Raw genomic sequence first — 22,468 nt, forward strand, 5'->3', positions numbered from 1 at the left:
TTGCTTACACCAAGTTCGTACGGTCATTCCACTATCTTGGCATTCCATTATTAGCTTTGACCACTGTTCCTTGCGGAACTGGATTTTTACTTGGGTTATTTCATCCATGAATAATACCTCCATCGTATAGCTTTAGAGTACTTGAAAAACTTGAAAAACTCTAACTCTAAAAACTATAAATGTTATTTTGAAGGTATTATTACATGAATCATATTAAATTGTAAGGCACCATGTTATTGAGCGGTTACTATTAATGTGGCCAGATTATCAATTTAGTCAAGATAACATTATGGTAACAAGACGTTGGGAAACAAAGGGAATGCTCGACGCTTGGGCATTTTATAAGTTGGAAAGATTTAATTACGATTTTGCTGAAGATGAGGAGAAACATGCGTTTAGAAAAACAATGAGTCGTATTATCGATAATGCCAAGTCTGAAGGACAGATTCTCATGCTACCAACAGTAGCTAAAGCAGATGAGCCGATTGATCAATGGGCTAGCATGAGTAAAGCTTACGACATAGGAGCGTTCGTGACCAAATATTACGACAGACAGAAAAAGGTACTTCGTGATCGTTACTCTGCTCGTTATCAGCCATACCTTATCGTCAATCTTTATGAGGTTGAAATTGAAGACGAATTTAATCGTATAGCAAATCGCTATACGGGTGACAACTTTAAAGATAGGCTGATAAACGGTTCAAAAGATCTATGGAATCGTTATCTTAAAACAATAGAAGGGAATGCTTGGATTTCACAAGCAGATTGGCAAGAAATCTTAAATAAAGAAAAGTCATTAAAAAATAGGCTTAGCCGTTTTTGCCGACTAGATGCATGCGATCAGAAGGAAATTGAATGGCTCGTTGCAAGGAATTTATATAAAGGCATTGGGGAACCAAAGCTATTATCAGAATTAAGAGATTGGACAATACCGTTTGAGGTACAAGATGACCTTTATCGCCCGACACGAACACTACGATTCCTTATGAATGGAGACACAGAATTTAAGAATCGCCATGTAGAAGTCAAGCAATTGGCAGGGACGGCATATCAGATGTATTTCACATTAAGCGAGATACCAACCGATGGACTTGAATTTCCTGGACAAGAATTCCTATATCACGCACTACAAGCAGAATATCCTGTTGATATCAGTGTGAAATTTAAACCAATAAAAGATAAAAAGGTACGAAAGAAACTGAAGAACATCCGGCTGGACATTGACGACCAAGAAGAGATGTCAGGGGACTCCAGCGACGACCAGTTTAATGATGTACAAGAATTTGAGTCGGAGATTAAGAAATCCAGTGAAAGTGTAATGATGGCGAGCTTCTCATTTGGGTTAAACTCTCACAACTTAGAGGAGCTTCAAGAAAATGCAGACAACTTTATGAGCCATATGGAAACCTGCAATGTGCAAGTAGTAAACCCTTTTGGAGATCAAGAGCGTCATTTCGTGGATTTCTTGCCATGCACATCATTAGTAGTTGCAGAAGACTTCCATCATTGTTGCTTCCCTGATGCAATAGCCGGAGGAATGGCAAACGCTAGTATGAACGTTGGAGATCCTTACGGGATTTACATAGGCTGGAATGGTAGCTTAGGAGCGCCTGTGTTTACTCAGTATCCATTATTACCAAGTCATGGGATGAGTGGTGGAGCAGCTGCGTTTGGTCCTCCTGGATCAGGTAAGTCTGTAGTCATGAATCTTAAAGGAATCGAAACAGTGTATCATGGTGGACGAGCACTATTCTTTGATCCAAAAGGCGACAGAACTTTCTGGGACAAAGCGATACCAGGCCTACAAGGAAAAGCATCCGTTGCGAACTTTGGAGGAAAGGAAGCAGAATCAGATCGAGGAAAATTTGACCCGTTTCGTTTATATCCAGATAACCCAATGAAAGCTATGTCAATCTTCTCGGATTCATGGCAATTTTTATTGGATTTAGAAGCTGGAGATATGAGAGTAACAGCATTAGAAGAATCTGCTCAATTACTGAAAGAGATGCCTATGGATGAAAGAAATACAAGTGCATTACTCGATCGCTACCAAGATATTTACAAAAAAGAACAAGTTACAAAGCCTGAGTATGGTCAACTGTACCGCCAGATAAAAGCAAAAGCAGACCATCCATTAGTTGGTCTACTTGTAGGAAACGGATCGGAAATACCATTTAGCACGGATTACTTACTTACTGTAATTCAAGTTCATGGACTGTCTTTCCCGGACCCAGAAGCTGGTGGAAACATGGATTTAAGTAGTGAACAGAGAATATCGTTAGCCTGCTTCATGGGTATCATGGGATTTGCTTTCAAGTTCTTAGAGCAGAGAGATATACTGAATTTCGTAGGGTTAGATGAAATCTGGAGTATCTCACGAATACCGAAAGGAAAACAGTTCGTATCGAAGCTTAATAGAGAAGGAAGAGCATTAAAGAACCTTGTTTTCATGGCGACTCAAGAACCACAGGATCTAAAAGGATTGGAGCAATACCTTAATAATATCTATATCTACAAGCAGAAGGGAACTAAGAACGCTGGCGATGCTTGTGATATGCTTGGTATTCCGAATACAGAAGCAAATCGCTCCACCGTGCTATCGTTGGAGAAGTATCATTGCTTATTCCGTGATCAACATGAGCGAGTATCACAAGTACGGATAGAAATTACCGATCCAGATTTACTAAAAGCGTTCGACACAACACCGATATAGAAACACGGGGTATATATTCAATTAGTAGATATTTATCACTTCGAAAAAATATTTTCAATTTCTTTGTTTCACCCCTTTACATGCGTTATCGCATATGGTAAATTAATACTAATGGATGCGGTAACGCATATAAGCGTATAAAGGAGTGATTACCCCTTGCTTGAAAACATCATAGGAGTAGAGGAAGCCTCTAAACTTTGGGGGTTATCTCCTGGTACAATAAAGAATTATTGTGCAGATGGTAAAATTATTGCAAAGAAAATAGGTAAAACATGGGTAATAGACAAAAATCAAGTGAATCCAAGTCAATTAAAGAAAGATGATTCTAACGCCCCGAAAGACTAAGCCGTATTAAAAATACAAATTCGCGGAGAAAATGCGGAGTATTTTCAAAAAAAAATGTGTTACAATAGCTAGAGTGGAAAGTAGTGGAATTAAAGCTAGTATTAACTAATAAGGAGATGGTTTCATGTTCCGAAAGAGTAGGTTCATATTCATCATATTGTTAATTAGTATGTTAACTTTAACGGGTTGTGGTGGATATAAAACAGAGACATCTAGTAATCCGCAAACAAAAAAGGCAGAAGAATATGCCAAACAAGCACCGGAAGAAAAGAACATCCTATTAGACTACATAGTCGGTCATGAGCTTTCAGAGAAGAATAACAAAATCTTCACCCCAGACCGTTATGAAATAAACATCATGGAAGTTAATGGTCATAATGTTACGGAAAAGGCACTAGACTTATTTGTACATGATGGTGCGGTAAAAGATGAGAATGAACCCGGATTCTTTAATAATGAGTGGGTATTAGATAATTTGATAGCAATTAATAATAAGGATTTCCCAGATGTTGTGATTGTCTATGTTGATTGGCGGGATCGAGAGGATGATGTCATTCTAGTTGGTACATACACTCCTGAAGGGAAAGTAGATTATTGGGAAACATCAAACCTCACGATGGAAAAAATCAACCCGAACCAATCCGTATCATTAATTAAAAACCTTAAATAAAGGATGAAAACAATGAATAGAATATTACTAACAACGGTGATAGCCGTTGTTTTTTTTATGGCTTTTTTTTTATTGTCCCCAAATGTTGTAGATGCTGGATACGTTGGGATAGAGGGTAGCATTATTCCAGAAGAGGTAAGAGATATTTTAGAAAGTGAAGAGAAAATGATTTACATCTGGAGACAAACGTATCCGGAAATGATACGGGAAGGGGCAAAGTGGGACGAGTATCGCCCCGATGCTATAAAATTCTATATCGAAGAAAGGGGTCTTGCAGACTACTTCAGCGTTTCATCCAATATAATGGCTGTCCAAACATACTTGCATAACAGTAGATTAGTGACAGCATTTACTTCTGTTTTTGCCAGTTTAAAGCATATTGAGAGAGCAACGAATTTCACAATATTTCGCATGATTGTAGAGATGATTGCCCCTATATCATTCGCTTTATGGAGTTATATTAAAACATACTGGTGGGAACTGTTTTTTACACTAGGTATTGCATATGTTCTCGTAGGACTTATATTAAGAAAGTTTCTTTGGATGATGGTACGTTTTCTCTTAATTCTAGCATTTTCCGGTTTGTTAGTAGCACTTTTTAGTCCAGGGTATGAACTCTGGGATGATGCGTTAACAGGTATATACAAAGAGGTTAATAAACACTCAGGGCACTTACTTGATCTATCGATTTCCGAGGCTAAGATAAGCATGTCAGAGGATTTCGCGACAAATATAGGAAATACCATGTATTATTTAAACGTTGTTCAACCGTTCATTCTTGGTCAATTTGGAAGTAATCCACCACAGAAAGTTATACAAGACTACTTCGCGTTTGAGACAGAGAAAAAACGGCATGATTTTGTAGATAAATATTTAAGAGAAGAAAAAATCGACTTGGAGTCGCTAATGCTTTCGCGAGGAGAGCTTAGTACTAAAATGAAATGGGTAAACAGATTTGGATTTTTCACATATGCGGGATTAGGTTATGCATCTGCTATTATCGAGATTCTGCTTGTGATGCAGATTATTCCCCTGATGATATCATTAGTTTTTGGTTCTTTACCTACTGATGAAAGTCTAGGGGAAGTGAGAAATCGTGTGATTACCATGGCGAAATTATTTCTAGGGAAACTTGTACTGGCATTCGTAGTTAGCGTTGGCACCTACGTGAATGTCTTTCTTATGAACAAAGTATCAGAAAGGTTAGTGTTTGTAGATGAAGACAGTCATTATAATGCGGTACAATTGACGATTCAAGATGCTCAATTTCTTACAATTATTACGTATATAGGTACGATTTATTATGCTTGGAAATTATTAAAGTGGATATGGACAGGTCGAGACTACACTGTAAACAAAGCAAAAAATTACGGTTCTCAATTGAAAGGAATTGCACTAAATACAATTAAGTACAAAGTATTAAAAAATATGTCAGAGCAATTTAAAGAAAAACCACGTAGAAGAAGGCCAGTCCGTTCAAAACCTGCCGAAAAACCACGTGAATTGACACCGAGAGATAGAGCTCAGGCTTTACGAGAGAATAGAGATGCGTCAAGTGGTAAAAGAGCAACACAAATTCGCTCAATGCCTAGATCTCAACCGATGGCAAGGAGAATATAAGTATGTGGCAAAAGATATCAGTAAAAATTGGGATATCGATGTTTCAGTGGTTACGGGAGAATATCGCCGTAGTACTATTGATTATTGCAGTAATGCTATATACGTTTTTGGAGGATTCTACTGACGAGTTGTTTGGAAGTGATGCATCTACTAATGAGTATATGATGACTCGCCAAGTCGAAGGAGTAAATAAGTGGAATATACTTTGGCCAACGCCTAAGAATTACGATATTTCAAGTCCTTATGGGATGAGGATAGATCCATTTACGGGTAAACTCGCTTTTCACACAGGAATCGATATTCCGGGTAGCTTCGGTGATCCAATCCAAGCAACGCAAAACGGCAAGGTCATAAGAATTGAGGAAGAAGCTAAGGGCAATGGTTACGGGAATGTTATTTATATAGAGCATAAAATTGGACGAGATACTTTTACAACGGTATATGCTCATTTGCTAAATATTCTCGTAGAAGAGGGGCAAACGGTGGAACAAGGGGAACGGATAGGGACGATTGGCAGTAGTGGTCGCTCTACCGGTCCCCATTTGCATTTCGAGATCCGCCAAAAGGATAAATATCTAGATCCTTTTAAAATGTCATATTTATATTCCTTGTTTGCCAAGAAGCTCGTACCAGAAGGCGATAAGCTAATCGAAGAACTAGTGCAGCAGATACAGGCTGGGCTTGGGCCGAACCAAGCATTAGTTGGATATGAAGCTTGGTTTGGCTTACAGGTCATTGATAGTAATATGTCGAAAGTGGTTTTCCATAACCGTGTGAAAGTCTGGGGGAAGTTCGAAATCGAAACTTGTACACCAACAGGAGGTGGAGGTGGCGGCGGTGAAGGTGAAGGTTCGGAAGATGGTGGAGAAGGAAATGGCGATGGTGCAAGTGGTGAATCTGGTGATGAAGAAGGATCCTCCGGGGATGAAGCTGGAAACGACGAAGGTGAATCAGGAGGTGGAGGTTCTATTTCATGTAGTATCGAAACGGTAGAAGCACAATTAGAGAAGGATTATTTTATGACTTTCGGAAAGAAGGAAGCGTTATTTACTAATGATTGGAGGTAATTTCAATTGAATTTGAAATGGAAAAAGGCGAATGATATCAAGGCTATTATTTATGCACCTGGTGTTGGAAGTAGCAATGCCGAAATGATTGATGGATTTCTATTGCAAGATCGTTATGATGCCCAATGCAGGGCTTTTATTTTTATCGAGAATACGACAAATGAGTTAAATCTTGGAATCACTTTATCGGAATTACAAGAAAAGTTAAAGCAGTACAAATCGAGGTTGCCAGGTGTATTACTGGTGGATAAGAAGCTTGACATTGATGATGAAAGTATTATTCAGATTGTGCTAGATGAAGTAGATAACGTAGAAAAAGCAGTTCAAGAAGCACTTCTATTAGTGCTAAAAAAATCAAAAGGAATGGTAATTGGACTCTATTCTGCTAAAGGAGGAGTAGGGATAGATACGATAGCAAGGCTTCTGCAATTGCATTTAAAGCATAATCGGATAGAGGCCCATGTATTCGCGAAAGAGAAAAGCTATGACTTTGGGTTTCAAGTTGTTACACCGGTAAACATGCCGCTGAAAGTAGATCAGAGTAAGACGTTAGCGGAATGCGTTATTGTCATTAATCCTACGGCAAACACATCTGTGGACCGCAAAATCTTTATCTGTGATCAGACGAAAGTGTCTGAAGAAAAGATAAAAGAAGATGGAGAACAATATGATCGGATTGTCATCAACCGCTTTCAAAATGATGTAATTCCTAAAAAGGTATTCGAGCGATCTGTAGATAAATCGGATAGTAAAGAATTTATTTACATCCCAGAGATTATAAAAATTCGAATAGACTGTATGATTGGCAAACTCGAAGAAATTCCTAATGAGATTCGAGGCGATCTACAGTCTATTTATATGTAAAGGAGTGAATTGAGTTAATGTCAAAAAGTATTATTCTTCTAGATCCGCATCTGAGTAATTCAAGGCTTTTTCCTCTGTTAAATGAGGTGTATACAGTTCAAGTATATATGGGCATAAAGGATTTACCACAAACGACAGATAGTTGGATTGTATCGAAATGGACGTTAATCGACGGAAATGCTACAGATATACCAAAGCAGTTTCGTGAAAAGCTTATTGTCATTGATGAGCAAGCATCTGTGGAAGCATGGCAGAAATGTAAAATTGCTGGAATTTGTTACACAACGGAAATCGGGGATATGTTGAGTATTCTCAGAAATTATTTTGATCTGCAAAAGGAAAGGAATTTAGGGAACGAGATTGCCAACTCATACACGGAAGGTCGTAACGAAAAAGTGGATCTACCACATCAAGTCCCGGTAGTACAAAATAAACTCGATGAGCCACTACAGGATCCTTTTTCTATTGTGCAGCAAGAGGAAGACGAAGAGGATGAGCACTTGTATCCGGTAGAAGAGGAAATCGCCTGCACACGATTTACGGGAAAACAAGTCATAGCGGTTACTCAGAAAAAGGGCGGTACCGGTAAAACTACTGTTACTCAAACAGCAGCGAGAATTATCGCTGAGAGAGGGCAGAAGATTCTAGTCATTGAGTTAGATCCAGATGGTGGGCACTTAGCAAGCCGAATGAATATTAAGGCAAAAGCGAATATCAACTTATTGAACAAAGGATATTCATTGGAGAATGTAATCGAGAGACATACAGATAAGGGTGTATCTATCGATTATATTTTGAGCCCTGATTTCTCAAGGCGAGAGGTGGTCAGGAAAGAAGTAGTTCGGAAGATGTTAAGGGAAGCTCGTGAAGATTATGATGTAACGATTATTGATTGTGGTACTGCTTGGGATGACACTATTATCACGGCCATTAACTTCGCAACGCAAGTTTGGATGGTATCCACTCCCGATCATGCGGCTTTATTGGATGGTCGAGTATTATACACGAAGTTAGTTCAGAACAATGTGGATCCAGAGAAAATCATCCATATTATCAATAAATCTATGAAGTCTAAAGATATGTCACTGGCGAAGATCCAAGAGAATGTGCCAATTTCTAAGCTGTATCTGTTACCTGAAGATAACAAGGTTTGTGCATTGCAACAACAGAAGAAAGAGCCTACTGACTGTAAATTTGGCAAGAAACTCAGAGAAGTAATAGAAGATATAGTTCCTTTCGAATTTGAAGAAGAGGAAGACAATAAACGTTGGTGGCAACGTTTACCCTTAATAAGGAGGTTGTTTAGTGCATGAAGAAATTCGGAGTCTTATGGGTATTGCTGATATTTGCTATCGCTGCATTTCTTTCGCAGAATGAGACTGTTGCAGATACGAATAACAATGCTTGGTACCCGGTTATTGATTTACCACCAGGTGCCATTATCAAGGAGAAGGATATCGTGCAGGGTAAGGCAGTGATTCGAGCTGATGAGGGAAAGTTATTAGCCGATAAAGAACAGATTGTTGGCAAGCAGGCCATTTTTGGAATCAAAAAGGGCTATGGAATTACTAGCAATACACTTCAATCACCAGGAAAGAAATATCACGAGATTTCGATTCCTATTAAGCTGGATAAGACAGCAAATCCAGAAACATTAAAAGTCGCTGCCTTATGGATTGATTATGATCAGAAACGTTTCCCGAATCGGCCATCTGAATACATCGGAGAAGTAGTAGTTACAGACATGTTTAATAACCGAGGTATATCTATTTACAATGATAAGACGAATCAAAAACTGCCTATATCCGCTGGGATCTATATTGAAGAACAGCGCATTGTTGAAATTATTTCAAAAGGGCAACAAGGTGAATTTCGTCTAACGAATCCATATTACGTTGATCAGGAGGGTCGCAATGCGAGATAGTGCAATTGATACTATGCTTAATTTAGTAAGAAGAAAAGAAGATACACCAGTAACTATAGAGGAAACTGGAGAGAAAAACGGCACAGTGATATTACCAATCGGTATCCAAAACGGTTTAGGATGTCGAACGACGACTGCATACATGGCACAAATAGTCGGTCAGCACTATCCAGATAAATGGGTCCTTCATATCGACTTGAATATCTCCACACCTGGAGGGATAGAAGGTTTTTATTTTCCTGATCCAGGCAGGATAGATTTTCGAATGAATATTGATACAATCTATCAAATCGCGAAAAAAGGAACGATAACTGGCAATGATGTGAAAAACAATGCAATAGCATCCAAGAGGTCAGGAAATATCTTTATTATTCCTGGTACTAAGAATCATCTAGTGGCAGATGAATTCGATGATGGTGTATTACAAGCTATTATCAAAGCAGCTAGGCAAGATTTCGATTATATATTCCTGAATTGCAACGCGCAGCTCGACAATTCAGGAATTGTAGCTTGCTTACTTGAAGCAGACCATATTCTCGTATGTAGCTCTGGAGATACTTGCGAAATTCGGTTGTTTAATGAGCGATTGCGTCAGCTGTATAGGCCACAAATGCCGGAACTAGTTGAGAAAATGCAGATGGTATTAATAGATCGTGACCCGGAATTTAAAGAAGCAGAAAAGCAAGTTCAAACTACAGATTTAAAGTACTTAGGAAAAGTTAGATATCTTCCTAACTTGTTATCAGCAAAGAATAACGGGGGAATTATCCGCGGGAAAGAGGTAGATGACTACTATATGAGTTTGGAGCAATTGCTGTTTAAAGCGGGTATAATTACGGGTCAATCGAATATAGCTCCAACTTCTACCTTCCAATCCATAAAGGATTTACTGTCAGGACTCATTGGGAAAGGAGCATAGACTATGTATTCAGCAGCTAAAGTATTACAAGAGCGATTTGCCCATCGAGGCAGAAGTGGAGCTGTTATAAAGAAGTGGGTAAATCGAGAGAAAGCATTTCAACTGATCAGACAATCATTAGAAAATGAACGCATTTCGGAACTTGTAGAGAGAGCAAACCGCATGGATCGAGTTGCAATTGAAGAATTGAAGTCAAAGATTGAAACCAAAATCTATGGCAACGGAATAAGTATTAAAGGCATACCTACAAGCGAATTAGCCTACGATTATGTGAATGCCACGTATGCATTAGATGTGTTAACTACTGCATATTTTGAGTTTGACACAGAAGAAATCTATTACAACGGAGAAAATGAGATCTTCAAGATTGTGAATAACCGAAGGGAGCATTTACCCATAATTTTAGGTCCGGAAACGGCACAACAAGTTCTTGAAAGAATTACACGTGGTTCTATGAAAGGAAAAGCTGGGACAAATAATCCTTTAGGAAATACACGTCTGTTAGATGGCACGAGAGTAGCGTGGTCTTGCTATCCCGTATCAGAAACTAGCTTTAACTTACGTAAGCATGCGCCACCACAAAAAGTGGAGAAGAGATATTACTTAGAAAATGAAGTGCTGTCAGAAGATGTCTTAAAAGCGTTAACAGCGTTCTTCTTAGCCGATTTAGCTGGTGGGATTATTGGAGAAGGTGCTATTGGAAAGACAACAATGTTGAAGTTTCTGCTCTTAGAAATGACGAAAGAGTGGAGAAGACGAATTATTGTTCTTGAGAGATTATCTGAACTTGGTCTTAAGCGCTATTTACGTTATTATTTACAACCCAATGAGTTTGATGTTCTGGAAATGGAAGCAACAGAGAATCAGAGCATAATGAATCTATTTGTGAATACGAAACAGAGAGCAGCCCAGCTATTAGTTCAGGCAGAAGTCTTAGGCGGCGAAGAAGTAGAAAACATGAAGCAGCTAAACCGTAGTGGACACAGCTCGGGTTTCTTCACCGGACACTTCTTCCCAGACCAATTGATTGAGGGACTCGCTGGGCTTGCAGCTGAGTATAAGAAATTAGATAACACGGCCATAGAGGAAATCGACTTAAGGAAGATTATCAATATATCAATTCAGATGGAAGATACAGCACAGTACCCTAGAAAACTATCAACAGTTTGGGAATATGGACCCGATCATCAGCAACCAATCATTGAATGGAAGGGTGGCAATCAATATGTATTCCATAAGATGAAATCGAGTACGGGCCTACGAAAGATAGAAAAGCTTAAGTATCGTTTTCCACAATACTATCAGCACCTGCAGGAGGTTGGACTAGTATGATCACATATATACTTCCGACTATGGCTGGGATTAGTGTCGCTTACGTGTTGTATTCTAGGTGGAAGGAAACCAATGAACTACGTAAAAGATGTGGCGCCGATTTTTCCAAGCAAGAGGGCAACCAGCTCAAGGTAGCTAATGCGCTGAATGTAGTCTTAAAAGAGGTAAGAAGAGAAGCAAGCTATGCTACAGAGTATAACTATGCCTATCCGATTACTATAACATCCACACTTATTTTGATGCTGATTGGCGCTATAGCTGGTCGAATGTTTCAGTCAGTATTTCTGAGCGTAACACTCATGACGATTTTAGGACTTATTCCGTGGGTAGTATTAAGGATGATGTCTAATCAAAAGTTAATGCGATTAGAATTAGAGATGCCGACGTTTATTACTGACCTTATTCACCATCTAACAGTCACAAAGGACATGAAATTAGCTTTACGGAAGATGGATATCTTAGAAGTTATAAAGAAAGAACAAGAACTAATGAGAAGTGAATTATCCAATGACATACCACCTGATCGAGTTTTAATGAAGCTTTACGAAACGACTCGATCAAGGTGGTTTTTATTATTGTCTCAAATGGCTGACGTTTTCGAAAAACGGAGCAATCTAGATAAGGCGATAGAGCAGTTGATGGGCTTACAGATATCCATACAAAAGGCAAATGTACGACTGCAAAAGTCGTATGAACGTATGAAGAAAAAGGCATGGATGTTGCTTTTGATAGAAGCAGTGTTCGTCTTAACTATCTATTTGGCAGTCATGATTATTGATGACCCAATTCTATATTTTACACAAACAGAAAGAGGTAGAAGTCAATTAGCAATAGGAATTGCTTCTGCGCTTGTTCCTATAGTGTATTTACTTTATATCTTTCTGAGGAGGAGGTAGTTATGTATGTATGGCTGTTATCTGCGGTAATCGCTATTGTACCGTATATTCCATGGGGTAAGTTGTGGAAGCAAATATTACTTTGGTTGGATGAGTTCGCACCAAATGCACGTGATGATATTGAATATAGGGTAAGGCAAGCTCAGTTGTCATGGGTTAGTTATGAGAGTCTAATGTTTGTGTTAATGGTATGTATGGGGATGCTTATTTTCTCCTGGTTTGTACCTCTTGAAGGGTATTGGCGTTATCTTCTTATCATAGGGTCAGTGACTCCGTGGTACCTGCTTAAATGGTGGGGAAATGTGGTCAAAGATGAAGTGCGAATCGAAACAGCTAATTTCTACCGGGCTTTCACAGAACTCATGCATGCCGGAGCACAACCAGATGAAGCGTTAAGGGATAGTATCAAACATGTGAATTATTTAAAACATCCGTTGGAGAGGATTTTAGATAACTGGGGAAACACTTCTGGGATTAAAGAAGTGTTACATGATATCTATAGCCTCTATGAACACAGTGATGTCAAGAATATGTGTAACTTCCTATCTCATGTAATATTACTTAACTCAAACGAGTCGCTTTTAAATACAATGAAGTCGCAGGAAGAATTGATTCGAGAATTAAGGGAGCATTCAGAGGAAACTAGGGACCAAGCAGAGGAAAGTCGCCTTGAAACAGCAAGTACTTTCGTAGTGCTTGCACAACTATTTTTAGTCATTTTGCCAATTGTAATGGATGTTGCGGGGCAGATGAGAAATATAACAAATTAACCTAATGGAGGAATTTTCAATGGATAAAGTAGTAGTGTTCGCAATTATATTAAGCGCATCAGGTACAATTGCTAGAGATATATTTTCTAGTGATGGAGAATTGATAACGGCTATTAGTGATGTTATTGGTGCAGTAGCTTTAACTCTAAACGGATTGATTTAACCGAGGTGAAATATGAGTCAAGTTCCAGGCTATGTTATCGGGCTGGCAGTCTTTATGTTAGTGGCGACAGCGTCAATATTAATGATTGCACAATTTGGTGGAGAAAAAGCGCAATATGATTTAGTACGATCTTATGTAGCTGATATAGTGGACAAAGAAGGAGCTGTTACTCCATATGTTTTAGAAAAAGTGGAAGAGCTTACTCTAACGAATGGATTAGATTTTGATAGATTCAGCTTTGACGGTTCAGACACAATTCCAGTAGGTCACTTTCAGACGGCAAGAGTTGAAATGCGATATTTATCTAAGGTTGAAAATAGGGCTGCGCAAAGATTAGATACTGAAGTTGAAGTGTTGTATCATGACGTTTTAGATATTACTAGAACGGGTAGGTAGCTATTGCAAATTGAGGTGCGTAAATGAATAAGATACCAATTCTATTAGGACTACTGCTTGCAGTGGTCCTTTTCTTTCATGGTGTAAGTCAAAACGTTATCGAATCAAATATATTCCAAAAGGCAGATGTAGCAGCAAAAATTGCAGTAAGGGGAGGCTTGATTGATGAAAATTGGGATTTAGCGACCACAGCTAACTCGGGTTATATTGTTCTGGATCAGAACAAAGTAGAAAATGCCGTCGAACAACTTTTTCTAGACAATCAAGATGTAGTAAACCAATACGAAATATTTGTTATTAATGATGCACCGACAACATTCTCTTATTTAGGACAATCAATAGATTTTACAAGTAACGGTGTTGTGCTTGTGTATCAATTCAATGATTTAACTCGCTTACGTTCAGCGGAGGTGACAGATGAATAAAAAAATATGGTTGTTGTTAATACCGTTATTCGTTATTTTAACGGGAGTGTTCTATTCGGATATAAATCTATGGCGTAAAAGTGTAGATGAACCACAATCAATGCAAAATGACGAGATACTATTAAGTGTTGATGAGAATCTAGACAAACAATTACACCAAGCGTTTTGGGATGTTGTTAATAAAGAGGATTCTATTCCAAAACAAATACGAAATAAAATTGAGTCGGTAGATTTCGGAGAATATCGAATTCTACAAGTTGATACTAGCAATGTATTTACAGTAGATCGTTTGATAGTCGGAGATGTGGAATTAGTCATGCAAAACAAGAAATCTGGTGTATTCGATTGGATCACCCTAAACATGGAGCTTAGAGATCGCGAATTGGTCGATTTAAGGCTAGTAGAAACAAACTACTTAGGTAACTTTAAGGAATCTGTAGAGTTCAATGAAAATGATGAAGAGAAGGTCGAAAAATTTATCATCAATTTATTTGAACAAAAGCTTCCGCAAAGTAAATTTGGTTATCGATATAGAAATGTAATGAGCTCGCCTATAGAATATCATGTCTTAAAGGTTGAGGTAACAGCGAAGGGGTTGAATAGCTGCTATTTCACAAGAGTCGTTTATAAAGACTCATCGGACAACCAGTACAATGCTAATTTTGTCATCAGAGAGTATCAAGAGAAATTTCTTCAAGTTGAAGATATTAAAGTTTACCAGACGAATGTTGGTGATAAATAATGACGAGAAGAATTCCTTTATTATTACTATGTTTACTCCTCTTAACAAGTAATGTTTATGCTGCACCAGGAGATATCTTATTTACTGACGATTTTAATAACAGAAACCACGTGAACCAGAATCAAACAACAGCCGTAGTAGATGTGATCAATGGAGAAGTGCTATTGCCAAAAGTTTCAGCTGCAGGTGGTATGGCAGCCAGAGATAATGTCATTGTTGTGCAAAACGGAAACAATGTACAAGTCTATCAGGATAGCGGGTCAGATTATCAGTACCAATCGAACTATTATGCGCCTAATACGCTTGCACTGGCCATGAGACAGCAAAGTGTTGATCATTTTCGTCTAGATGAGAATGGAACTGGTCATTATATGTCTTACACTGGTTCGGGTTATGTATCTGTCCCTGCGCTTGTCTTATCCGGTCTTGAATCTATGATATCCATTACATGGTTAGAAGATAGATTAGTAGGGCTAGATATTTTACAAAGGCAAATAAGGCAATTTGCAATAGCTGAAAATGGTTGGGTAGAGCTTCCTAGCATCCAAACTGATATTGAAAACCCTATACAGGTCTTGGCAGTAGGACAAAGCATAGCGGTTCTAGATGAACAAGGTGGAATCAATATTTACGGGTTTATGGATCAAATACATGCCTCGCCCGTTATGGCTTTAAACAGATCTAACCTAGCTGTTATAGCTAGTGATGCTGATGATAGGATTCTAGCATTAGGAAATACACAAGCAGAATCTATCAATCTTAGCAGTCAAATGACTAGTGTGATAGTTAATGAACCAAGTGCAGATTTACAAGACCTAACAGAAATATCACCGGGGCGTTTCTTGATAAGGGATAGTAGTCAAATTAAGGAGTATGCCTATACTGGGTCCGGTAATCAGTGGGTACCAACTGGTAGGAAGATTACAGCAACAGGGAAAACAAGCAAATACCTTTCTCCTAGGCAATATGTTTCCACTAATATCAATCTTCCGTATCCATTACGAGGGATTCAATTAGTACCGACGCATATTAGACCACCAGGTACTAGCATTGATTACTACTTATCCATTGATGGAGGACCTTGGGAACCAGCAGAATCTAGTATTAAAAGGGCAGATGAATTTCAAAATGTCCGTATTCGTGCAAACTTGACCACTAGCAATGGGACATCTCCAAGAATTCAGCGTGTACAGATCCTGGATCGATCAATGTCTATAGACGATTTTATCGTCACTGCAATGGTTCGTAATCCGGGCAATATATTACCAACATCAGATGCCGTAACGGTAATAGGTGGTTACCGCTTTGATTTTGAAGTGGTCGCGCCAGGGGCCGATGAAGTGTACGTTCAATTTAGTGATGGATCACCTGAACTGAAACTAACTGCCATAGGTAACGATCGATTTGCAGGTAATTATTACTTTGCTTATGACACACCTATTGGATCAATGTTTGATGTTACAATTCGGGCGGTTGAACTAGTAGGGGAAACACAAGAGATACTTACATTACCAAATCATTTTACAATTGAAGACAATATCTTTGAATCAGCAATGATTTTCACGATTAAATAATAAGGGAGGCTTTATCATTATGAAAAGAATACCATTCAAAATATTTCTTAGCATCATGTTGCTATTCTCAACTGTTATTGGGGTTAGTTTTAATGTGGAAAATCAAGTTCATGCAAACGCAACAACCGTTGAATTTAACTATACGGGATCGGTTCAAACCTGGCAGGTTCCAAATAACGTGGACTATATTTTAGTAGAGGCTTGGGGAGGGCAAGGAGGGCAAGGTGGAAGTGGATATGGTTCAACTGGTAATCGTGCAAATATAGGAGAAGGAGGAAGTGGAGCATATGTTAAAGGGAGTATTCCAGTCGTACCGGGAGCAACCCTGTATATATATGTTGGAGGTAGAGGATTGCCGCAAGGTGTCAATGGTAACGGGTCTGATTTAACTACCGGTGGATGGAACGGTGGTGGTAATGGAAATAAAAATTATTACTATTATTATTGGACATCTATAAGTAACTATCATAATATCGGCGGAGGCGGTGGAGGAGCCACAGACATCCGTACTGTTGGGGGGAGTTGGGATAACATAACTAGCCTAAATAGTAGAGTTATTGTAGCCGGAGGAGGGGGAGGCGGTGCCGCAACCGCTGTTGGAGGTCATGCTGGTCTCATTGGACAAAATGGTGCGAACGGCACTGATGGAATAGGTGGAAAAGGAGGGTCGCAAACTGAAGGAGGGGCCTCCTTAAGTAGAAGTATCAATTATCCAGATAATGTTTATGGTACATGGCAATCCTTAGCTGGCTTATTAGGAAAAGGAAGTAATGGAAATGGAATTGAAGGACCAATAGGAAACAATAGAACATCCGGCACATCATGGCAATACCCATCTAGATCAGCTGGCGGAGGAGGTGCTGGATATTATGGGGGATCAGGGGGAGTTAATGGTGGTAATAGTGATAGTAGTGGTTCTGGTGGAGGCGGTGGATCATCTTACATACATTCAGATGCAATCAATGTCGAGTTGCAAACTGGTGTAAGAACAGGCCATGGTTTTTTAAAGATAACCCCTATCCCTGCAACTGGTCTGACATGGGTTGAACGGGAACAATTAAATCAAGCCAAACAAGCATCTGATGAAGCAAAAGAGCAAGTAAACAGAATTATTAATGATGCTCTAGCTGTTCGGGATGAGAACGGTCAAATCATAATTGAAGATGGAAAACCTAAGATAATAGACATATCTAAAGAGTTAAGTAATACCAAGAGTCTTATTACTGCTCTGGACCAACGTTTTAGTAACGTCGAACAGTCCTTTAGTGATATTCAGACTAGCATTGATCAGAAGCTGGAACAATTCAGTCAGAACTTTACAACCAATATACATTCGTATCTACCGCCAGTCCTATCAAAGGTATATGGCTTTAACAATGCTACTGCCACAACAAACAACAATTTTAGAGTCTCGTTAGATTATACAAATGCCAACGCATATCGTTATAAGGTCGGGAATGGAGCATGGAGTGACTGGTTTGCACTAACGTTTCATGACAATACGGGGTATATCAATACTACAGGCTTTTCAACAGGGGCAAACACAGTATTTATAGAGGTTAGAAATGCTGTAGATGGGCCAGTTGCCCGAGGTAGAATGACTGTTTTCTATGTAATCAATTAAATAAAACAAGAAAGGTAAGCCCTGGGGCTTACCTTTCTCACTTAGAGGAGGGTAAATATTGATCAGAAAAATAGGATTGCTATTACTTATTGTATTCTTACTACCTAGCATTGTATTCGGAAGTAGTAAAGCAACTTTCACGGTGGGCGTTGGAAAGTATGATGTCAATGGGGCTGTACGTTATGATGCAGCACCTTTCATTAAGGATAATCGGATGTTTTTGCCAGTCCGTTATGTTGCCTATAGTGTGGGCTTAGGTGACAACTCTATACATTGGGATCAAGAGACTAAAACTGCTTTTCTCATGGGAGATTCCATTGTAGCGATCCCCGTGGGAAGAGATTATATAGTAAAAGGTACGCAAGTAATCAAGATTGATTCCCCAGCTGTAATTACATTTGGGCGGACCATGTTGCCTATTCGAGCTGTATCTGAAGCTTTTGGTGTAAAAGTCGAATGGGATAGTGCTAGAAAGCAGGCTATAGTATTTAACTAAAGAGATGATTATAGGAAAATAATTGACTTTTTTCTATATAGGGGGACATAGGTTATATGAGTAAAAAGAAGAAGCTTCTAATATTTATATTCGTATTATCACAACTCGTATTTTTTTACTCGCTATCTTCTTTCCTAATCGAATCTAAAGATATATTTGAAAGGATGATGGCATGAGTGAATTAAAAGAAAAAATTTCTCTACATAACTATCAAAGTGGTAAATCAATTCTAATCCTAACCGAAAAACCTAGTGTAGCAATGGCAATATCAAAGGCATTGGGTGGTTATAGCAATAAATTAGATGGATATTTGACTGTTGATCAATATATCATTACCTGGGCTATTGGACACCTGGTAGGTTTAGCAGAACCACAGGAATACAATGAACAGTGGAAAACATGGAGCTTTAACCATCTGCCTATGATTCCTGATCATTTACAGCTGGTTGTGAATCGTCGTGTAGCAAAACAATTTAAAATAGTAAAAGAACTGATGAATTCCAAAAATATTAACAGCATCATATTCGCTACCGATGCCGGACCGCAGGGAGAGCTTATCGCGCGATGGATCTACCATCATGCAAATTGTAAAAAGCCTATATTAAGACTTTGGATATCATCTATTACTAAGGAATCAATTCTGAACGGTTTAAATAACCTTAGACCAGCTGAAGATTATGATCCTATATATCACGCTGCACAATCCCAAGCAAGAGCAGACTGGATTGTTGGACTAAATGCAACGCGCGCAGTCACTCTTCACATGCAATCGCAGGGGCAGAAATCCGCTTTTTCCGTAGGGAGAGTACAAACACCAACACTAAAAAAAATAGTAGACCGAGAAAAAGAAATACGTGAGTTTGAACCACAAATATACTATGAAATCGTAGCAAATTTCCTTGATTCGAATGGCCAAGAATACTCAGCAAAATGGTTTGACCCTATAAATAAAACGAGTAGGATCCGTGACAGAAACACCGCCGAACAAATCATAGCCGAAGTTCTTGATAAAAAATCTGAACGAATTGAAGAAAATGTATTAGAGGTAGTTGTGGAAAGACCAACATTACACTCATTACCCCTTTTACAGCAGCAATTAAGCACCAAATTAAATATTAAAATCGCAGTCGTTGATGAAGCCTTACAAGACTTGTATGAATCAGGGCTCATTACATATCCAAGAACAGCTGACATTCTAGTGACTCCAGATGTTGTAATTGAGTTTCCGAAAATACTTAATGCACTTCAATCAAGATTCAGTGAATATATTCCATTATTGCCCTTAAATTTAACTTCTGACAGAAAATATGTGGGTGGGGTAACTGACCATCACGCAATCATACCAACGCTTAATATAGCCAAATTAGATGGCATAAAAGCAAAGATATACGAGCATATCGCAAAAACATTTATAGCTGTGCATCATCCGGATGGAATAGATCTTAGAAAAGAAATCTTTACAGATGTTCGCGGGCACATATTCATCACGAAAGAGCAGATCGTAAAAATCCCCGGATGGAGATCCGTCTGGGATGTTGAAGCAGAAAGTTTTAAACATCAGGAAATTGCAGAACCGGCAGTTATACTTTCTGTAGAATGTATCGAGAATAAGACGAACCCACCATCAAGATACACAGAATCAAGTCTTATAAAGGAAATGGAGAAGTGCAATTTGGGCACTCCGGCCACTCGCACAGACATTATAGAAAAGCTTTACACACAAACATACATAACCCCAATCAATAAAACGATAACTCCAACGGAGAAGGCTGAACTCCATGTCAATCAACTTACGAATACTATTTTAGTTTCTGCAGAAATGACATCAGAATGGGAACGAAAATTAGGAAATATTCGAAATGGGAAACTAAAATCACCAGAATTTGACCAGGAGATTGATGAATTTATTCAGGAATTTATTGAGCAATTCAAAACACAGAATAACGTAAAATATACGAGCCAAAAGGTAGATAAGGAAAGTGGAAAGGTTCTTGGAGTTTGCCCTAAGTGCAAAGAAGGTAGCATTATAAATAAATCAACAATCTATGGATGTAATCGGTACCCTGAGTGCCGTTTTTTTATTTCAGGGAGAATAGCGGAAGCCGACATCATAGAAGAGGATGTCATGAATCTTCTTCGTAAGGGTTACACACCTTTCAAAAACTTTCGTTTTAAACCAGGGAAAAAGTCAAAAGCGAGGATAATCCTTAATAAGCAAGGAGAAACATCTTTTGATTTTCAAAAAACAGGGATATTAAATCGAATAAGAGGGATATTTAGTTCCTAAACCGAGGGAGAGGATATTATGATGGGTAAAACTCATATGGCCGTGGGAGCAGCTGCCTACGCAGTTGTAGTACCACCACCAGATAAACCATCGATAACAGAACTGGTAGCTTGGCTTACTGGATTAGCTGTTTGTATAATTGCTGCCATTGCAGCTGATGTTGATGACCCTAAGACATATGCAGGAAAGCTTATCATGCCATTTATCCCCCGGTGGTTGAGGCCTACAGCATTTGCCGTTGTCGGGATACTTGCAATTTGGCACGGTTATAATCAATCCAACCAAATATTGATGCTGATTGGTTTTGGTTTTTTCGGTGCAGCAATATCTAGGCATAGAAATAGCCCAACGCATTCTCCGGCGGGACTATTATGTGCATGCGTTGTTGTGTACATTTATTCTCCGATGCTTTTAATACCGATCCTTACTGGATATTCGTCACATTTAATAATAGATGCGATAACAGAAGGAATTCCCTGGGCATGGCCACTCCCAGGATGGTTTAAAATCCCCTTGTTTAAAACAGGAGGATTTTTTGATGTAATAGTTTTTCGGTATGGAGCTGTCCTTGTTTTTTTGAACCAAATTATAGGTAATGACATTTCAGCATTTTTTTAAAATGGCAATCACGAGGAGTGGGAGAGTGAAGGTATATACGGAATATCAACCCATCATAGAACTCAAGACTAACAAGATTATGGGATATGAAGCATTGTTGAGAGGCAGTGAATTACCACCTGAGGAACTTTTTCAGCTGTATGCTCAACAGGAAAGACTCGTAGATTTAGACATTACAGCAATGAAACTGGCAATCGATAATTTTGTCTATTCAGAAGGCTATAAACTATTTTTAAACTGTCATCCAGAAACTTTTGTATCAGAAAAGCTACTACATTTGATCCAGGATCAACATTCATATGTTATTGAGAATATCGTATTAGAAATAACGGAAAGAGCTATCCTTAATCCAAAGTTAGCAAGAGATAACGCGAAAAAATTCAAGAAAATGGGTATGGTGTTAGCGATAGACGACTTTGGTCAAGGTCAGAGTTACTTTCATAACATAGAGATATTGGAACCCAATATTATTAAACTTGATAAATCGCTAATTGCTAACATATGCAATAACGAAAAATCCAAGTATATGATCATAGGGCTTCAGGAAATGGCGAATAAAATCGAAGCGAAACTTATTGCTGAAGGAATTGAAACCAGAGAAGTTGCTAATGTAGTAAAGTCCTGTGGAATAGAATGCGGACAAGGATGGTTTTTCGGACGACCTGAACGTTTTATTCACCGAGAAAGAAAAGAGGCAATTTTATGACTGAAAATAGATTAAGGCAGAAGCAATTTTTAATCATCACAGAAGAAGGGAAGTTCGTTACAGCTTTATATGATGATTTAGTAAAATTCCATAAAAAGAACGTTCGATTTACATTTTTAAAACAACGTGATATTCCGATTTGTCCGAAATGTAAAGAAGTTAATAGCTTTTTAGTCAATTGGGATACAGGACAAGAAAAATGTCTTACATGCGATCACCAGAACTAAATATAATAACCAGAAGGCACCTGAAATAGGCGCTTCTGGTTATTTTTTTTTGTAAAAAATAGAAAATAAGTTAAAATTTAGTTGACGACC

General features: G+C 38.5%; 23 protein-coding genes. All 23 read left to right on the forward strand.

Annotated elements, in window-relative coordinates:
• The first annotated feature begins 253 nt into the window (after positions 1-253).
• On the forward strand, positions 254-2,713 hold the full coding sequence (locus BHU72_RS05280; protein ID WP_069701600.1) for an ATP-binding protein: 2,460 nt from the start codon (positions 254-256) through the stop codon (positions 2,711-2,713).
• Between the two features lie 156 nt (positions 2,714-2,869).
• Positions 2,870-3,058: a helix-turn-helix domain-containing protein gene (locus BHU72_RS05285; protein WP_069701601.1), complete on the forward strand. Its 189-nt coding sequence runs from the start codon at positions 2,870-2,872 to the stop codon at positions 3,056-3,058.
• 124 nt (positions 3,059-3,182) lie between these two features.
• On the forward strand, positions 3,183-3,728 hold the full coding sequence (locus tag BHU72_RS05290; RefSeq protein WP_069701602.1) for a hypothetical protein: 546 nt from the start codon (positions 3,183-3,185) through the stop codon (positions 3,726-3,728).
• Between the two features lie 12 nt (positions 3,729-3,740).
• Positions 3,741-5,348 carry a hypothetical protein gene (locus tag BHU72_RS05295; protein ID WP_069701603.1) on the forward strand — a complete coding sequence of 536 codons (1,608 nt, stop codon included), beginning with the start codon at positions 3,741-3,743 and terminating at the stop codon, positions 5,346-5,348.
• Between the two features lie 2 nt (positions 5,349-5,350).
• Positions 5,351-6,415: a M23 family metallopeptidase gene (locus BHU72_RS05300; RefSeq protein WP_069701604.1), complete on the forward strand. Its 1,065-nt coding sequence runs from the start codon at positions 5,351-5,353 to the stop codon at positions 6,413-6,415.
• A 6-nt stretch (positions 6,416-6,421) separates the two neighbouring features.
• On the forward strand, positions 6,422-7,279 hold the full coding sequence (locus BHU72_RS05305; protein ID WP_069701605.1) for a hypothetical protein: 858 nt from the start codon (positions 6,422-6,424) through the stop codon (positions 7,277-7,279).
• Between the two features lie 17 nt (positions 7,280-7,296).
• Positions 7,297-8,592, forward strand: coding sequence for a CpaE/TadZ family protein (locus BHU72_RS05310; RefSeq protein ID WP_069701606.1), 1,296 nt, complete (start codon positions 7,297-7,299; stop codon positions 8,590-8,592).
• Entirely contained in the window at positions 8,589-9,203 is a 615-nt protein-coding gene (locus BHU72_RS05315) for a hypothetical protein (protein WP_069701607.1), read from the forward strand. The genes BHU72_RS05310 and BHU72_RS05315 overlap by 4 nt, the downstream gene beginning before the upstream one ends.
• The gene (locus tag BHU72_RS05320) at positions 9,193-10,122 is read left to right on the forward strand and encodes a hypothetical protein (RefSeq protein WP_069701608.1); all 930 of its coding nucleotides are present in this window, start codon (positions 9,193-9,195) and stop codon (positions 10,120-10,122) included. Before BHU72_RS05315 ends, BHU72_RS05320 begins: the two co-directional genes overlap by 11 nt.
• Positions 10,123-10,125: 3 nt before the next feature.
• Entirely contained in the window at positions 10,126-11,454 is a 1,329-nt protein-coding gene (locus BHU72_RS05325) for a P-loop NTPase family protein (RefSeq protein WP_069701609.1), read from the forward strand.
• Complete coding sequence (locus BHU72_RS05330) at positions 11,451-12,350, forward strand: hypothetical protein (protein ID WP_069701610.1); 900 nt, start codon at positions 11,451-11,453, stop codon at positions 12,348-12,350. The genes BHU72_RS05325 and BHU72_RS05330 overlap by 4 nt, the downstream gene beginning before the upstream one ends.
• 2 nt (positions 12,351-12,352) lie before the next feature.
• The gene (locus BHU72_RS05335; protein WP_069701611.1) at positions 12,353-13,120 is read left to right on the forward strand and encodes a hypothetical protein; all 768 of its coding nucleotides are present in this window, start codon (positions 12,353-12,355) and stop codon (positions 13,118-13,120) included.
• 19 nt (positions 13,121-13,139) lie between these two features.
• A complete protein-coding gene (locus tag BHU72_RS15825; protein ID WP_176720414.1) occupies positions 13,140-13,283 on the forward strand; it encodes a hypothetical protein in 144 nt (47 codons plus the stop codon).
• A gap of 12 nt (positions 13,284-13,295) precedes the next feature.
• Positions 13,296-13,679: a hypothetical protein gene (locus BHU72_RS05340; protein ID WP_069701612.1), complete on the forward strand. Its 384-nt coding sequence runs from the start codon at positions 13,296-13,298 to the stop codon at positions 13,677-13,679.
• A gap of 23 nt (positions 13,680-13,702) precedes the next feature.
• Positions 13,703-14,104, forward strand: coding sequence for a hypothetical protein (locus BHU72_RS05345; RefSeq protein WP_069701613.1), 402 nt, complete (start codon positions 13,703-13,705; stop codon positions 14,102-14,104).
• Positions 14,097-14,846, forward strand: coding sequence for a hypothetical protein (locus tag BHU72_RS05350; protein WP_069701614.1), 750 nt, complete (start codon positions 14,097-14,099; stop codon positions 14,844-14,846). The genes BHU72_RS05345 and BHU72_RS05350 overlap by 8 nt, the downstream gene beginning before the upstream one ends.
• Positions 14,846-16,420 (forward strand): hypothetical protein, encoded by a 1,575-nt coding sequence (locus BHU72_RS05355; protein WP_069701615.1) that lies wholly within the window; start codon positions 14,846-14,848, stop codon positions 16,418-16,420. The genes BHU72_RS05350 and BHU72_RS05355 overlap by 1 nt, the downstream gene beginning before the upstream one ends.
• A gap of 19 nt (positions 16,421-16,439) precedes the next feature.
• Complete coding sequence (locus BHU72_RS05360) at positions 16,440-18,044, forward strand: glycine-rich protein (protein ID WP_069701616.1); 1,605 nt, start codon at positions 16,440-16,442, stop codon at positions 18,042-18,044.
• Positions 18,045-18,102: 58 nt separating this feature from the next.
• Positions 18,103-18,540 carry a stalk domain-containing protein gene (locus BHU72_RS05365; RefSeq protein WP_069701617.1) on the forward strand — a complete coding sequence of 146 codons (438 nt, stop codon included), beginning with the start codon at positions 18,103-18,105 and terminating at the stop codon, positions 18,538-18,540.
• A 172-nt stretch (positions 18,541-18,712) separates the two neighbouring features.
• Positions 18,713-20,827 carry a type IA DNA topoisomerase gene (locus tag BHU72_RS05370; protein ID WP_069701618.1) on the forward strand — a complete coding sequence of 705 codons (2,115 nt, stop codon included), beginning with the start codon at positions 18,713-18,715 and terminating at the stop codon, positions 20,825-20,827.
• An 18-nt stretch (positions 20,828-20,845) separates the two neighbouring features.
• On the forward strand, positions 20,846-21,445 hold the full coding sequence (locus BHU72_RS05375) for a metal-dependent hydrolase (RefSeq protein WP_069701619.1): 600 nt from the start codon (positions 20,846-20,848) through the stop codon (positions 21,443-21,445).
• Positions 21,446-21,470: 25 nt separating this feature from the next.
• Complete coding sequence (locus tag BHU72_RS05380) at positions 21,471-22,151, forward strand: EAL domain-containing protein (RefSeq protein ID WP_069701620.1); 681 nt, start codon at positions 21,471-21,473, stop codon at positions 22,149-22,151.
• Positions 22,148-22,378 carry a hypothetical protein gene (locus BHU72_RS05385; protein ID WP_069701621.1) on the forward strand — a complete coding sequence of 77 codons (231 nt, stop codon included), beginning with the start codon at positions 22,148-22,150 and terminating at the stop codon, positions 22,376-22,378. The genes BHU72_RS05380 and BHU72_RS05385 overlap by 4 nt, the downstream gene beginning before the upstream one ends.
• Positions 22,379-22,468 lie beyond the last annotated feature (90 nt).

The organism is Desulfuribacillus stibiiarsenatis, assembly GCF_001742305.1.
GTDB classification, from domain to species: Bacteria; Bacillota; Bacilli; order Desulfuribacillales; family Desulfuribacillaceae; genus Desulfuribacillus_A; species Desulfuribacillus_A stibiiarsenatis.